This is a genomic window from Bradyrhizobium sp. UFLA06-24 (assembly GCF_054967145.1).
This window is the reverse complement of record NZ_JADFUE010000013.1, coordinates 16,455-30,804: the sequence shown is the minus strand read 5'-3', so window position 1 is coordinate 30,804 and position 14,350 is coordinate 16,455. Positions and strand designations below refer to the sequence as shown.

General features: G+C 65.0%; 14 protein-coding genes. 3 read left to right on the top strand and 11 right to left on the bottom strand.

The window, feature by feature from the left end:
- Positions 1-282: 282 nt before the first annotated feature.
- From IF809_RS13365 to IF809_RS13315, 11 genes are all read right to left on the bottom strand, one after another.
- Entirely contained in the window at positions 283-1,857 is a 1,575-nt protein-coding gene (locus IF809_RS13365; protein ID WP_128967271.1) for a Do family serine endopeptidase, read from the bottom strand.
- 222 nt (positions 1,858-2,079) lie between these two features.
- On the bottom strand, positions 2,080-3,423 hold the full coding sequence (locus IF809_RS13360; RefSeq protein WP_462837788.1) for a methyl-accepting chemotaxis protein: 1,344 nt from the start codon (positions 3,421-3,423) through the stop codon (positions 2,080-2,082).
- 127 nt (positions 3,424-3,550) lie between these two features.
- Positions 3,551-4,030, bottom strand: coding sequence for a cytochrome c-type biogenesis protein (locus tag IF809_RS13355; RefSeq protein WP_462837787.1), 480 nt, complete (start codon positions 4,028-4,030; stop codon positions 3,551-3,553).
- A 4-nt stretch (positions 4,031-4,034) separates the two neighbouring features.
- Positions 4,035-6,017, bottom strand: a complete 1,983-nt coding sequence (locus tag IF809_RS13350; RefSeq protein ID WP_128967274.1) for a heme lyase CcmF/NrfE family subunit — start codon at positions 6,015-6,017, stop codon at positions 4,035-4,037.
- Positions 6,014-6,538 carry a cytochrome c maturation protein CcmE gene (gene ccmE / locus IF809_RS13345; RefSeq protein ID WP_128967275.1) on the bottom strand — a complete coding sequence of 175 codons (525 nt, stop codon included), beginning with the start codon at positions 6,536-6,538 and terminating at the stop codon, positions 6,014-6,016. The genes IF809_RS13350 and ccmE overlap by 4 nt, the downstream gene beginning before the upstream one ends.
- Positions 6,539-6,575: 37 nt before the next feature.
- Positions 6,576-7,691: a c-type cytochrome biogenesis protein CcmI gene (gene ccmI, locus IF809_RS13340; RefSeq protein WP_462837786.1), complete on the bottom strand. Its 1,116-nt coding sequence runs from the start codon at positions 7,689-7,691 to the stop codon at positions 6,576-6,578.
- 131 nt (positions 7,692-7,822) lie between these two features.
- Positions 7,823-8,092, bottom strand: a complete 270-nt coding sequence (locus IF809_RS13335; protein WP_128967277.1) for a hypothetical protein — start codon at positions 8,090-8,092, stop codon at positions 7,823-7,825.
- A 99-nt stretch (positions 8,093-8,191) separates the two neighbouring features.
- Positions 8,192-9,595: a hypothetical protein gene (locus IF809_RS13330; RefSeq protein WP_462837785.1), complete on the bottom strand. Its 1,404-nt coding sequence runs from the start codon at positions 9,593-9,595 to the stop codon at positions 8,192-8,194.
- A gap of 148 nt (positions 9,596-9,743) precedes the next feature.
- Positions 9,744-11,120: a sensor histidine kinase gene (locus IF809_RS13325; RefSeq protein WP_128967279.1), complete on the bottom strand. Its 1,377-nt coding sequence runs from the start codon at positions 11,118-11,120 to the stop codon at positions 9,744-9,746.
- Between the two features lie 106 nt (positions 11,121-11,226).
- A complete protein-coding gene (locus IF809_RS13320) occupies positions 11,227-11,898 on the bottom strand; it encodes a response regulator transcription factor (protein ID WP_128967280.1) in 672 nt (223 codons plus the stop codon).
- A 230-nt stretch (positions 11,899-12,128) separates the two neighbouring features.
- On the bottom strand, positions 12,129-12,284 hold the full coding sequence (locus IF809_RS13315; RefSeq protein WP_164938784.1) for a hypothetical protein: 156 nt from the start codon (positions 12,282-12,284) through the stop codon (positions 12,129-12,131).
- Positions 12,285-12,520: 236 nt separating this feature from the next.
- On the opposite strand from IF809_RS13315, the gene ku reads away from it, so the two are divergent.
- The 3 genes from ku (at position 12,521) to IF809_RS13300 (ending at position 14,256) form a co-directional block, all read left to right on the top strand.
- Entirely contained in the window at positions 12,521-13,495 is a 975-nt protein-coding gene (gene ku / locus IF809_RS13310; protein ID WP_128967281.1) for a non-homologous end joining protein Ku, read from the top strand.
- A gap of 58 nt (positions 13,496-13,553) precedes the next feature.
- Positions 13,554-13,790 carry a hypothetical protein gene (locus tag IF809_RS13305; protein ID WP_128967282.1) on the top strand — a complete coding sequence of 79 codons (237 nt, stop codon included), beginning with the start codon at positions 13,554-13,556 and terminating at the stop codon, positions 13,788-13,790.
- Positions 13,791-14,091: 301 nt separating this feature from the next.
- Positions 14,092-14,256: a Flp family type IVb pilin gene (locus tag IF809_RS13300; protein WP_128967283.1), complete on the top strand. Its 165-nt coding sequence runs from the start codon at positions 14,092-14,094 to the stop codon at positions 14,254-14,256.
- The last annotated feature ends 94 nt before the right edge of the window (positions 14,257-14,350 follow it).

Genomic DNA, 14,350 nt, shown 5'->3' with positions numbered 1-14,350 from the left:
GCGGTCAAGGAGGTCAACCTTCTCTAAACATGGCGCGAGCGGCAATCGCATGCAAGCCAGGTGAACGAGGCTTGGGTAAGCAAAAAGGCGGGCGGTGAAGCTGGGGGGACCTCACCGCCCTAGGCCTTCCGACGGAGGGGGGCGTGTTTCCACCGGAAGGTAGGCGTGGGGAGCGAGCGGGGCTCAACTCCCCGGAAGAGCGTCGGCGGCGGGGGCGACTGATGCCGGCGACACCCTTCATTTCGTAAGCCTCCTGAGGCTCAGCCCTTGATCAGCCCTTGATCAGCCCTTGGCGATGGGCACGGCCACGAAGCGCGACTGGCCGCCGCTCTTCACCCGCATCAGGACGCTGTTCTTGTTGTCGGAGCGCGCCGTGTTGATGGCGTCGCGGACATCGCCGGCGGTGCTCACGCTCTTGCCGCCGACTTCGAGAATCACGTCGCCTTCCTTGAAGCCGCGATCGGCCGCGGCGCTCTTCGGATCGACTTCGGTGACGACGACGCCTTCCTTGCCGGCGCCGGCCACCGAGTTCGCGGGGGCGACCGTCATGCCGAGCTTCGGCACGTCGGTGCCCTTGCTCGCGCCCTTGCCGCTGTCGTTATCGGTGTCGGCCTTGGCCTCCACCGTGTTCGGCAGCTGACCGAGGGTGAGGTTTACGGTCTTGTCCTGGCCCTTGTGCAGCACGTTGAGCTTCACGGAGGCGCCGGGCGCCATGCCGCCGATGGTGCGGGCCAGTTCGCGGGCGTCCTTGACGGATTCGCCGTTGACCGCGGTGATCACGTCGCCGGACTCAATGCCGGCCTTCGCCGCCGGACCGTTCGACTGCGGCTCCGCCACCAGCGCTCCTTCGGCCTTCTTCATGCCGAGACTGTCGGCGATGTCAGACGTCACGGGCTGGATCTGCACGCCGATCCAGCCGCGGCTGACCGAGCCCTTGTCCTTGAGCTGGGCGACCACGCTCTTGACGGTGCTGGCGGGAATCGAGAACGCGATGCCGACGCTGCCGCCCGAGGGCGAATAGATCGCGGTGTTGACGCCCATCACCTCACCATCGGTGTTGAAGGCCGGACCACCGGAATTGCCCTTGTTCACGGGCGCGTCGATCTGGATGAAATCGTCATAGGGGCCGTTGCCGATGTCGCGGCCGCTGGCCGAGACGATGCCGGCGGTCACGGTGCCGCCGAGACCGAAGGGGTTGCCGACCGCGAGCACCCAGTCGCCGATCCGCGGCTTGCCGTCGGCAAGCTTGGCGAACGGGAAGTTGGAGCCGCCCTCGACCTTGATCAGGGCGAGGTCGGTACGCTGGTCGGTGCCGATCACCTTGGCGCTGTAGGTCTTGCCGTCATCGGTGGTCACCTCGACCTTGTCGGCGCCGTCGACCACGTGGTTGTTGGTCACGGCATAACCGTCAGCCGAGATGAAGAAGCCGGAGCCCTGGCCCTGCACGACGCGGCCACGGCCGCCCTTCAGACCCGGGATGCCGTCCGGACCGCCGAAGCGGCGGAAGAAGCGCTCCATCGGCGAGCCCGGCTGGAACGGCGAGGAATCATCACCGTCGTCGTTGCTGGCGGTCTTCTCCTTGATGTTGACCTTGACGGAGATCACCGAGGGCTTCACCCGCTCGACAATGTCGGCAAAGCCGATCGGACGCTCGACCTTCTTGACCTCGTTGTTGACCTGCGCGTGCGCCGGGCTGGAGAACAAATCGGCGGGCGACGTCGACGGGCTGAAGCCATGGACGGCGATGCCGAGACCGGCGACGACCGAGGCCATCAGCGCAATCCTGCGGACGGACAACACCGAGCGGCGGGGCTGCCGGTAGGACGGAAGGTTGGTGAGATCGGGACGGTCGGTCATGCAGAGGTCTCCAGGGCCTTGAAATCCTTTTGGTGCCCGATGGCGGCACCTTACGGACCTGAAGATGGGGACTTCCGCCTTACCGCGCGCTGGCTGCGGGGTTAAACTTTCGTAATGAAGCGGCCGCTCCGATGCGGCAGTTTATCGCAACCCGAAAGTTACGCTTTTACAGGAACTTGATGGGTTTCCCCGGAACGGGCGGGGGCGCGCTCTTTCGGTCCCTCAGCTTGCCCTGACACTGACGATGAATTCGTCGACTTCGCGCTTCAGGGTCTCGGCCTGTTGCGACAGATCGACGGCGGAATCGCGGGCCTCGGCCGCCATCCGGCCGGTCTCGGCCGAGGTCGAGGTGATCTGGACGATGTGATTGGAGACGTCGAGCGTGCCGCGCGCGGCGTCCTGGACGCTGCGGCTGATGTCCTGCGTGGCGTTGCGCTGCTGGGCGGTGTCGACCTCGATGCCGGACATGATCGACGAGATCTCCGACAGCGTCTTCGAGATGGCGTCGATCGCCCCGCGCGTTTCCGCGGTGATGCCCTGGATGCTGGCGACATGGGAGGTGATTTCCTCCGTCGCCTTGCTGGTTTGATGCGCCAGGCTCTTCACCTCGGAGGCGACCACGGCAAAGCCCTTGCCGGCCTCCCCCGCCCGCGCCGCCTCGATGGTGGCGTTGAGCGCAAGAAGATTGGTCTGCGATGCGATCGCCTGCACGAGCTGTACGACCTCGCCGATCTTGTCGGCGGCATCCGAGAGCGTGTGGATGGTGTCGCGGCTCTTCTCGGCCTGCGTGGCCGCACCCTCGGCACGCTGGGTCGCGTCCGTGACACGGCGGCTGATCGTGCCGATCGAATTCGTCATCTCCTCGGCCGAGCCCGCGACCGTCTGCACGCTGGCGCTGGCCTGGCTCGCGGCGCTCGCCACGGCGTTGGCCTTGGTGCTGGTGTCGTTCGCGGTCTGCGACAGCGTCTCGGCGTTGCGCTTCAGATGCTCGGCCGACGACGCCACGCTGTCGACGACGCTGGCGACGAGATCGTTGAAGCTCTTGATCCGGGCATCGAGATATCTTGATCGCTCCGCCTGGTGCTGCGCTTCGTGCAGCTGCTGCTCCGTCAGATGCCGCCGCTCGATGCCGCTGGTCTTGAAGACTTCCAGCGCGGCGGCGAGCAGGCCGATCTCGTTGGTGCCGCCGAGGCCCGGAACCGGCGTCTCGAACTTCTGATCGGCAACCTCGCGCATCGCATGCACGATCGCCGCCAGCGGACTGAGGATGCCGTTTCGTACGGCGAACCAGGTGGTGAGGCAGATCGCGATGGCGACGATTGCGATCCCGCCGCAGGCGACCAGGAACCAGGAGAAGGCAGCCTGGGCCTGCTGGTAGATCTGCATGGCGTGGTCGCGTGCCGGACCGCTCAGCGCGGCGAAGTCGGACGACAGGCTGGTGATTTCGTTGTTGAGATAGAGCACGGCAATGAAGCCGGTGCCGCCGCCGATGCCCAGCAAGAACAATAATGCGGCGACGACCGCGCCGACCAGGAAGCGGATCGTCAGATTGCTGTTCGTGAACATGGGAGAACCCGGAGGCTGGAATCAAATCTTGCGACAAGCTTCCAGACAAAGGTCAAAATAGCATGAAGTCGCCAGCAGGGCTGGCAATCCCGGTAACACTACGTAGACCGGAGCGACTTGGAAACGGCTAGGACTTCGCTTCGTCCGACATCAATGCGGCGAGCCGAGCCTCTTCGTCCGGCGTCAGCGGCGGCGCCGGTACATCTGCACCACTTCGCGAGCGGCGCCGATTCTGCCGCCAGAGTGCAAAGCCGCCACCGGCCAGCAGCAGCGGCGCGAGCAGCCACAACATGATGGTCTGCCGTTCGAAGCGCGGCTTCAGCAGCACGAACTCGCCGTAGCGTGCGACCAGGAAGTCGAGCACCTGCGAATTGCTGTCGCCGGCCGCGATCCGCTCGCGCACGAGGAGCCGCAGATCGCGCGCAAGCGGCGCGTCCGAATCGTCGATCGACTGGTTCTGACAGACCATGCAGCGCAGCTCGCGCGACAATTCCCGCGCGCGCGCCTCCTTCGACGGGTCCGACATGATCTCGTCGGGCTGCACGGCGTGTACCGCAGGCACAGCCAGCAGCAGGAGCGCAACGATCGCGGCCATCATCCGACGCATCGGATCACTCCGCCGGCTGCAGGCGTTGCTTGGCTCGCGCCGGTTTGGGCGCGCCGACCCGCAGGCGCCGGTCGGACAGCGACAGCACGCCGCCGAACGCCATCAGCACCGGCCCCCACCAGATCAGGAGCACGAAGGGCTTGTGATAGATGCGCACGGCGATCGCACCTTCGGCGGTGACGTCGCCGAGCGAAATGTAGAGCTGGCTCGCGCCGCGGGTCAGAAGGGCGGCTTCCGTGGTCGAGGCGCCGCGCGTCGTGAAGCTGCGCTTTGACGGCGTCATGACGCTGAGCGCTTCGCCGCCCCGGCTGACCTGGAACTGGGCGACCATTTCGCGGTAGTTCGGCCCTTGGCGCTCAAGCAGGCCATTGAGCTTCAGATCATATCCGGCGACCTGCGCGACGTCGTTCGGCTTCATGGTCGCGATATATTCGCTGTTCCAGGTGGTCTCGCAGACGATCCCGATCAGCGCGATCCCGAGACCGGCATGGGCAAACGCGGTGCCCCAGGCCGAACGCGGCAGGCCGCGGGCGCGGTGCAGCGTGGTCGCGAACGGCAGGCGAAACAGGCCGGTTCGTTCAGCCACGTCCGTTACGGCACCCGCAATGACGAAGACGCCGAGCCCGATCGCCAACGGCGCCAGCGCGCTGCCGCCCCGCGTCCAGGCCCAGACGATGGCGATCACGACGAGGCCGGCGACGCCGGCGGCAAGCAGACGCTGGGTGACACCAAGCAGATCGCCCCGTTTCCAAGCCAGCATGGGCCCGAACGGCACCGCGAGCAGCAGCAACGTGAATAGAGGGACGAAGGTGAGGTTGTAGAAGGGAGCGCCGACCGACATCTTGAAGTCGGCCAGCACTTCCATGGCCAGCGGATAGAGCGTTCCGAACAGCACGACCGCACAGGCCACCGTGAGCAGCAGATTGTTCAGCACCAGCGCGCCCTCGCGCGAGATCGGCGCGAACAGGCCACCCTGCTTGAGCGAGGTCGCGCGGCCCGCGAACAGCGACAGGCTGCCGCCGATGAACAGGCAGAGGATCAAGAGGATGAACACGCCGCGGGTCGGGTCGTTGGCGAAGGCGTGCACGGAGGTGATGACGCCCGAGCGAACCAGGAAGGTGCCGAGCAGCGACAGCGAGAAGGTCAGGATCGACAACAGAATGGTCCAGACCTTCAGCGCGTTGCGTTTCTCCATCACCAGCGCCGAATGCAACAGCGCGGTGCCTGCAAGCCACGGCATCAGCGAGGCATTCTCGACCGGATCCCAGAACCACCAGCCGCCCCAGCCAAGCTCGTAATAGGCCCAGTAGGAGCCCATCGCGATGCCCAGGGTCAGGAAGATCCAGGCGACCAGCGTCCACGGCCGCACCCAGCGCGCCCAGGCCGCGTCGATCCGCCCCTCGATCAGCGCCGCGATCGCAAAGGAGAACGAGATCGAGAAGCCGACATAGCCGAGATAGAGCATCGGCGGATGCACCGCGAGCCCGATGTCCTGCAGGACCGGATTGAGATCGCGCCCCTCGATCGGGGGGTTGGCGATGCGCAGGAACGGATTCGAGGTGATCAGGATGAAGAGATAGAACGCACTCGCGATCCAGGCTTGCACGCTCAGCACATGCGCACGCAGCGACAGCGGCAGATTGTTGCCGAAGGCAGCGACCAGCCCGCCGAACAGCGCCAGGATCGACACCCACAGCAGCATCGAGCCTTCATGGTTTCCCCACACGCCCGTGATCTTGTAGATCAGCGGCTTCATGGAGTGCGAATTTTCGTAGACGTTCGCGACGGAGAAGTCCGAGTTCACGTGCAGCGTCACCAGCGCAATGAAGGACGCGCCGACGAACAGCAGCTGCGCCAGCGCGGTGGAACGCGCCACGTTCATCAGCGCAGGGTCGCGCAGGCGCGCGCCGATGACAGGCACGAAGGACTGGATCAGCGCCAGCGCGAGCGCCAGCACCAGCGCGTAATGTCCGGCTTCCGCGATCACCGCACCGCTCCCTGCGAATTGCCCTGAGCCGTCGTGGCCGGCTTTGCATCCGCGGAAGGCTTTGCGCCACCAGACGCTTGAGCGCCGTAATCGTCCTTCCAATGCCCCTGCTTCTTGAGGGCGTCAGCAACGTCCTTGGGCATATAGGTCTCGTCATGCTTGGCAAGCACCGTGTCGGCCTTGAACACGCCGTTGGCATCGAGCGCGCCTTCGGCGACCACGCCCTGCCCTTCGCGGAACAGGTCTGGCAGAATGCCCTTGTATGCGACGGGCAGCTTGGCACTGCCGTCGGCAACTTCAAACGTCACGGCGAGATTGTCGCCGCGCTGGAGCGAGCCCGGCTGCACCAGGCCGCCAAGGCGAAAGCGCTTGCCGGGCTGAACGTGCTTCTCGGCCACCATGGACGGAGTGGAGAAGAACACGATGGAGTCGCGCAAGGCATTGAGCACAAGCGCGGCCGCGAGCGCGAGAACGGCGAGCGAGCCGCCGATGATGGTCATCCGTCGCTGCTTGCGCGTCATGGCTTATCCGTTCTCCGCTCGTCCCGTTCTGCGACTGTCATCCGTCGAGCCCGAGAGTCTTGAGGCCTTCGTTGAGCTGGCGCAGCCGCTCGGCGTTGTTCGCGACCGCCTGGCGTGCGTCGGTCGAGGCGCCAACCGCCTTGTCGCGATCGCCCATCACCAGATAGGCACGCACCAGGCGCAGCCAACCGTCGACGTCGTCGCCATTCTGCTTCAGCCGCGTGGCGAGTCGTTCGACCATGCCACGGATCATCGCGTTGCGATCGCCGTCGTTCATTTCCTTGGAGGCCGCGATCGTCTCGTCCGACAGGGCCGGCATCGTGCCGCCACCGCCAACCCGGGCGAGCGAGGTCTGCACCAGTGGCCGCCAAGGCGCGTCCGCCGGAGCCTTCGCCAGCAGCGCGCGCCAGATGTTGGCCGCCTCATCCTTGCGGCCGTCCTGCTCGGCGGCGAGCCCGAGGAAATAGTTCGCCTTGGGATCGTCGGCGTTGAGCGCGTGCGCGCGCTCGAACTCGGTCTTGGCGTCCGCCGTCACCACGCCGCCGGCAGCGGCCGCGATGGCCTCGCCGAGGTCGGAGCGGCGCTCCGCGCTCTCGCCGTTGTAGGTGATCGAATTGCGGTAGGCGCGCACGGCCTCGTCGAAGCGGCCGAGCCGCTCCAGCACCGGTGCAAGCACGTTCCAGCCGCGGCCATCGTTCGGATTTTTCTCCAGGTGCTGCTGAACCTGCGCGACGAGATTCTCGAGCGACTGCGCCATGCCGGGCCGCGCCGCCTCGCGTTCGCGCTGCGCCAGCGGAAAGTCGTGAAGTGCCGGCGAGCCGAGTGGAACATAGATCGCAGCCGCGACCAGCGGCAGGCCGACCAGCGCCAGCACGGCCGCCCCGCGGCGCCATTTCAGATTGGATGTCGGCACGAGCGCGGACTCGCTGCTATCAGCGGCGAGCAGCCTGCGGCTGATCTCGACGCGCGCCGCCTCGGCTTCAGGTCGCGCAATCAGTCCTGTCGCGAGATCATGCTCGATCTCGGCCAGCTGGTCCTTGTAGACCGTGACCTCGCTGCCTTGATTTTGATCGCGCCCGCCACGGCCGAGCGGCCAGAGCACGGCGAATATCGCCGCGACCGTCATCAGCGCGAACACGAACCATAACGTCATCTGGCAAGCTTCCGGCGGCGCGTGAGCCGCGCCCATAGGTGCCTTTACACCACGGCCGGACGATGCGGCAATTGACAATTGTCAAATTGGCGCGAGCGCGCACAATCCCGAAACGGTGAAGATCCAACGGCTTAGCCGATCTCGAAGTCTACGCTTTGCGCGGCATCCTCGCCGCGCCCGTTGAGGGCCCTCAAGAAGTATGTTCCCGGCTCGATGGCCTCGGGCAATCTGATACGCAGGGCCCCGACGGGAACAGGCGATGCAACCCTGGTGACGGTCTCAGACAATTGGCGGCCGCTTGCCTTCTCAACCAGTACGACCTGCGCGCCCACCATCAGCCTTCGATATTTGGCAACAATGACGCGGTTCTCAATTTCAATGGAGTTGATGATGGGTTTCATGCGCCCACAAGTAGAAATTCCAAAAGCTTGCACGGGGACCGTAGAACCCACGACCGGCATGGTCAACTATAAATTGTGATCTCGAAAACTGCGCCCAAATCAGCTCGCGCGCGTCGATTTGCGCTCGCCTGTCGCCGCGTTCTCCGCGGCGCGGCTCATCAGCGACGCATAATCGTCACCGAACAGCACCTGGCAGAAGCGGATCGCGGCCTGCACCTGCTGTTGCCGGTAGGTGCGCACCTTGTGATCGGCGGCCCGCAGCGACTGCACCAGCTGCTCGGTCGAGCGTTCGACATATTGCTGCAGGTCGGAATAGGTGCGCAGCGTCACCTCGTTGATCGCGAGCTCGCTCGCGTAATTGCGGCAGGTTGCGACGAAGTCGATCAGCGCGACGGTTTCCTCGACCTCGGTGCTGTCGATCCGCGCTCCCGGCGGAATATCCTTTTCGGGTCGCTGACGCAGAATGCGGCGGACGCGGCCGGGAACGCTGTCGATCTCCGATTGCAGCGCGTTGGAGATGTCGGCCCGGATCGACGTCAGCTGCTTGCCCCAGGCGGAATCGTTGCGCAGGTCGAGTTCCGTGCGCAGGCCGCGAACACCGTCATGCAGCGCCTTGAGATTGTCGGCGACGGTCTCGAAATGACCGCGCTTGATGTCCATTCGCAAAATGGCGGCAACGCGGGACAGATCGTGCAGGGCTATCGTGACGGCGACGCCGTAAGGTGTGGCTGCGACGCGGATCTCGTCGTCCGACGCGGCGATCTTGATGGCAAGGCGAATGATCTGCCACGGCGCGGTCATCCGCTGGACTACCACCGAGAGCGCAAAGGGCAGCATCTGCGGGGTCTGGAGCACCGGAATATTGAGCGCAGATGTCACGGAGGCGATCTGGGGATCGCCGAACGTGCGCAGGAAGCGCGGCAGCTTTTCATTGAGCGTGGCGAGGGCCTCGCGAACGGCGAGGACAGCGCCGATGGAATAGAGGTCCTCGATCACGTTGGGCGCACCGACGCGGGCGAGCGCGCGCGACTTGTCGCCGCCGCCAGGTCCCGTCAGCTCGGAGATGGCATCGGCGGCCACCGCCTGCAGCTTGAGCGCCAGCGCCTCGACCTGTCCTGCGCTGTCTGATGCCGGCATGCGGGCCAGTGCGGCCTCGAATTCAGCGACCTTGTCCGGAGCACCATCGCGGCCGAGCCATTGCCAGATCGGATGCAGCGAAGAGCGACGGATCTGGCCGACCCGGATCGGGGCGCCCGCCTCGACCAGAAACGGTTCCACGACCTGGAACAGCAGCCGCGATAGATCGTCGGTGCGTGGCGGCGGGGCGTCGTCGGTCTCGCTCTTGCGTACGATCTTGCGCAACTGCTCGAGCACGAGCGTTGCCACGGCCGTATCCTGGCCGCGCTCGAGCGCGCGCTCGAACTCCCGCATCAGCAGCGCCTGCGCCTGCGGCGGGAGCTGCGCGAGATATTCCCTCAGCCGCTCGATCGATGTCTGGCTCATGCGCCCGGGTAATGCATGGTAAAGTGGCGGACGTGGGATGCGTCCGTTCCGATCATAGGTGGGAGCGCCTTAAGAAGCCGTTGAGGACGTTGCGCCGAATTCCCCCGGTTTCACCCGGAAACCCAAATAATCGTGTTGGATCAGAGGATTATATTCCCGGCAACACCAGCTCGGCCCGCAGGCCCCCGATCGGCGCACGGCCAAGCGAGAGATTGCCGCCATAGAGAGCGGCGAGGTCGGTCACGATCGACAGGCCGAGGCCCGAGCCCGGCTTTGATTCGTCGAGCCGCTGGCCGCGCCGGGAAACCTGGGCGCGCTCGGCCTCCGAGAGGCCGCGCCCATCATCATCGACGATAAGCCGCAGCCGGGGGCCCGCGCCCGCCTGCTGCGGGGCCTCTACCAAGACTTCGATAAAGACCCGCGAAGCGGCCCATTTGCAGGCGTTGTCGACCAGATTGCCGACCATCTCCTCCAGATCCTGCCGCTCGCCCCGGAATTTCGCAGAGGGATCGGCCTTGGCTTCGACGGTAATGCCCCGGCCGCGGTGGATCTTCTCCATGGTCCGCCGCAGTCCTTCGATGGCGGGCGCAACCTCCGTCACCGTGCCGACGATCGAGACTCTTGCCGCAATGCGGGCGCGCTCCAGGTGGTGGGCGAGCTGATTGCGCATCACGTCGGCCTGCTCCATCACCTTGGCCGCGAACGGATCGTCGGCATGCGAGCCGGCCTCATTCACGATCACTGACAGCGGCGTCTTGATCGCATGGGCGAGGTTGCCGACATGGGTGCGGGCGCGCTCGACGATCTCCCTGTTGGCATCGATCAGCGCGTTGGTCTCACGCGCCAGCGGCGCGATTTCGACCGGAAACTCGCCCTCGAGCCGCTCCGCCCGCCCGGAGCGGATATCGGCGATGGATTCCGAGATGCGCTTGAGCGGCGCGAGACCGAAGCGGACCTGGAACACGGTCGTCAGCAGCAGCACGATGCCGAGCGCCGTGAACGTGCCGCCGAGATAATAGTCGAAGCTGCGGGTCTCATCGAAAATCTCGGTGTCGTCGCCAGCGACGCTGACCAGGTATTTGCCGTCGGCGCCGAGATCGACCGGACGCTCGACCATGCGCAGATTCTGCCCTTCCGGCCCATCGACATAGGCGAGGCGAATGCCGGCGGCGGTGAGCTCGGCGCCCTGGTCTTCCAGTTTCGGCAGCTTCTTGTCCCAGAGCGAGCGCGAGGAGCGCACCTCCGGCTTCTCGGTGTCGGTACGCGTGATCTGCCAATACCAGCCGGACAGCGGCAGCTCGAAGAGGGGCTCGCCGAGCGACTGGAATTGGCGGTCCGGCGGCTCGTCAGGGGTGGCCACCTCGGCGATCAGGGTGCGGAGATAGAGGTTGAGCCGGCGGTCGAAGGCGCGCTCGGTGGCGTTCTTGTAGACCGAGGACAGCACCACGCCCGTGATGGCCAGGATCACCACGAGCCAGGCGGTCGCCGATAGGAACAGGCGGTTCGCAAGCGAGCTGGCGGGCATCGGAATGATCCCGGGAGCGCGAGGGGGCGGCATGGCATCGGCAGTCATGACCCGACCAAGGCCCGTGTCGCGCCGTGCGTCAAGCCAAGATCCTTGGAGAGACCTCTCAGGCGCCGGCGGCCGGAGGGGTCAGGAGATAGCCGAGCCCGCGGACGGTCTGGATGATATCGACGTCGAGCTTCTTGCGGATGCGGCCGACGAAGACTTCAATCGTGTTGGAGTCGCGGTCAAAGTCCTGGTCGTAGAGATGCTCGACCAGCTCGGTGCGCGAGACGACGCGACCCGAATGGTGCATCAGGTAGGCCAGAAGCCGATATTCGTGCGAGGTCATCTTGACCGGGTTGCCCGAAACGCTGACCCGGCCGGTGCGGGTGTCGAGCGTGACAGGGCCACAGCTGAGTTCGCTCTGGGCATGACCGGTCGAGCGGCGCAGCAGCGCACGGATGCGCGCCAGCACCTCCTCCAGATGGAACGGCTTGGGCACGTAATCGTCGGCGCCGGCATCGAAACCCTGCACCTTGTCACTCCAGCGATCGCGGGCGGTGAGGATCAGCACAGGCATGGTGCGGCCGTTGCGGCGCCAGGCCTCCAGCACCGAGATGCCGTCCTTCTTCGGCAAGCCGATATCGAGCACCACGGCGTCGTAGGGCTCGTTGTCGCCGAGATAGTGTCCTTCTTCTCCGTCGAAGGCGCGGTCGACGACATAGCCTGCGTCGGTCAGCGCCTTGGTGAGCTGGCGATTGAGATCGGGGTCATCCTCAACAACGAGCAGGCGCACGCTTCTCTCCAGACATAGGCCGCATGAACACGGCACCAGATGAGCAATTCCGGCGTGAACTGAATATGAACACCGGGAACCGGGCGCGTTACTTTTTGGTCATATACGATGTGTTCGGGCCCGATGCGACTGCGCCCGCCACACCACCGGACCGGCCGGCAGCGTGACGGGCGCAATGTGCCGCGTTGTGCGGCGAAGAGGAAGGTCCGCCCTTCCCGTCGATTCGGCCGTCAGGTCCGGAAGAACACGAACCAGATGACGGCGAGGATCAAGATCGCAAGCCCGGTCGAGATGGCGAGCAGTGCGGCGACCGACGGTCCCGGTTCGCCCTGGCGCGCCTCGGTCGGAGTTTCGACGACCCGGTTCTGCTCTCGCGTGGTTGCCATAGTGTCCTCAATCTTTGGATGTCGTCTCCGGTGACTGCAACCTCCTTGCAGCCGTCTGTCCCGAGCCAACGCCCCATCCGATACGATGTTCCGGCCTTTTGCCGCGGGATCAGGCAGCGACCACAGGCCCAGCGACCGGTTAACGCAGTTGCCAGATTCAGCGTCCCGCCTCGCTATGATTCGCTGTTCCTCGATGGTATCCTTGTCTGCTGTCCCTGTTGCGTTTGGAGTAACCCATGGCCCCCCGTGCCAATTGGAAGGGTTTTTTGCGCCTCTCGCTCGTGACCTGTCCGGTCGCGCTGTATCCCGCCACATCGGATACCGAGAAGGTCTCGTTCAACCAGATCAACCGCAAGACCGGCCACCGGATCAAGTACCTCAAGGTCGACGCCGAGACCGGTGACGAGGTGACCTCCGAGGACATCGTCAAGGGCTACAAGGTCGACACCGACACCTACATCGAGGTCACCAAGGACGAGCTCGACGATATCGCGCTCGACTCCACCCATACGATCGAGATCGACGAGTTCGTGCCGAAGGCCGACATCGACAACCGCTATCTGATCCGCCCCTATTATCTCGTGCCCGACGGCAAGGTCGGCCACGACGCCTATGCGGTGATCCGCGAGACCATTCGCAGCATGGACAAGGTCGCGATCGGTCGCGTGGTGCTGACCAATCGCGAGCACATCATCGCGCTGGAGCCGCTCGAGAGCGGGCTGATGGGCACGCTGCTGCGCTATCCCTACGAAGTTCGCAGCGAGAAGGAATATTTCGACGACATCCAGGACGTGAAGCTGACGAAGGACATGCTCGACCTCGCCAAGCACATCGTCGAGAAGAAATCCGGCGCCTTCGAGCCCGAGCTGTTCGAGGACCATTACGAGACCGCGTTGATCGATCTCATCAACAAGAAGCGCGCGGGCACACCGATCGCGGCCAAGTCCACGCCGAAGACCGGCGGCAACGTCATCAACCTGATGGACGCGCTGAAGAAGAGCCTCGCGAGCGAGAAGGATGCAGCTCCTGCGGCGAAGGTCGCCAAGGAAGCCATCAAAACCAAGAAGTCCAAGAAGCGCGTCGAGGGCCAGCGCGAGATGCTGCTGCCGATCTCCGGCAAGGGCGGCAAGGAGGCCGCAGCCAAGGAGGCTGCGCCCAAGAAAGCCGACAAGCCGGTGCGCACCACAACGCGAGCCAAGAAAGCCGGCTGACGGCATCGCATCGCTGGTCGCACCGTGACGCCGCTCCTCACCGATCGGGCAGCCTGACATGCCCTGGTCGACGCCGTTCGACGATCCGATCGGCTTGCGCGGCGGGCGCAAGCTGCGCACGTTGCAAGAGGCGGCCGACTTCATCATGCAGCTGCCCGAGGCCGAGCAGCAGGAGGCTCGCTGGCAGACCGCGATCGAGATGCTGATCAACGCAGCGGAGACCGGCGGCGGCTGGCTGATGTTCGCCCGCATCGGCATGCTGCGCGCATTGAGCGCGAATACCCGGCGTCGATGAGCCGCGATCGGCATGCTTGCCGATCGATTGAGGAACAGCCTCAACAATCCCTTAAGCGGCATGGTCACTTTCGCCACCACGACTCCATCCTGCCGCCGCAGGCGCACACCACCACGCGGGGCGCGCTCGCTTCCGTTCATTTGAATTGGATAATGAAACCTTCGCTTAACGGCTGTTACCTTAAGACACATCAGGCCAGCTCGGCCGAGCACGCCCTTATTGATGGGCGCAAGTCTCGTCGATCACTTTACCACTTTGATAACGGCGCCCGCCTATACTGGACCGAATGAAGGAGTTGGCGATGATTTTGCTCAGGTCTTTTCTTGCCGACGAGAGTGCCGCCACCGCAATCGAGTATGGCCTGATCGCCGCCGGCATCGCACTCGCCATCGTGACCGTCGTCACCAACACGGGCAGCGTCCTGCTCAGCAACAAGTTCGTCTCGATCAGCGCGGCCGCGAAGTAACTCCCCCTGGCCCTTGCGAGGCACGCCACCGATCTCGCGCACCATGATCTGAGTCAAGCCTGTCGAACCGGCGGCGGCTAAGCATGACGGACCC

Coding starts and splice junctions, on each gene's coding strand:
- ccmI (WP_462837786.1), bottom strand. CDS start 7,691: ATGACGTTATGGTTCGTGTTCGCGCTGATGACGGTCGCGGCGATATTC.
- IF809_RS13330 (WP_462837785.1), bottom strand. CDS start 9,595: ATGAGCCAGACATCGATCGAGCGGCTGAGGGAATATCTCGCGCAGCTC.
- IF809_RS13365 (WP_128967271.1), bottom strand. CDS start 1,857: ATGACCGACCGTCCCGATCTCACCAACCTTCCGTCCTACCGGCAGCCC.
- ccmE (WP_128967275.1), bottom strand. CDS start 6,538: ATGACGCGCAAGCAGCGACGGATGACCATCATCGGCGGCTCGCTCGCC.
- IF809_RS13305 (WP_128967282.1), top strand. CDS start 13,554: ATGCCCTGGTCGACGCCGTTCGACGATCCGATCGGCTTGCGCGGCGGG.
- ku (WP_128967281.1), top strand. CDS start 12,521: ATGGCCCCCCGTGCCAATTGGAAGGGTTTTTTGCGCCTCTCGCTCGTG.
- IF809_RS13360 (WP_462837788.1), bottom strand. CDS start 3,423: ATGTTCACGAACAGCAATCTGACGATCCGCTTCCTGGTCGGCGCGGTC.
- IF809_RS13300 (WP_128967283.1), top strand. CDS start 14,092: ATGATTTTGCTCAGGTCTTTTCTTGCCGACGAGAGTGCCGCCACCGCA.
- IF809_RS13315 (WP_164938784.1), bottom strand. CDS start 12,284: ATGGCAACCACGCGAGAGCAGAACCGGGTCGTCGAAACTCCGACCGAG.
- IF809_RS13335 (WP_128967277.1), bottom strand. CDS start 8,092: ATGAAACCCATCATCAACTCCATTGAAATTGAGAACCGCGTCATTGTT.
- IF809_RS13325 (WP_128967279.1), bottom strand. CDS start 11,120: ATGCCCGCCAGCTCGCTTGCGAACCGCCTGTTCCTATCGGCGACCGCC.
- IF809_RS13355 (WP_462837787.1), bottom strand. CDS start 4,030: ATGCGTCGGATGATGGCCGCGATCGTTGCGCTCCTGCTGCTGGCTGTG.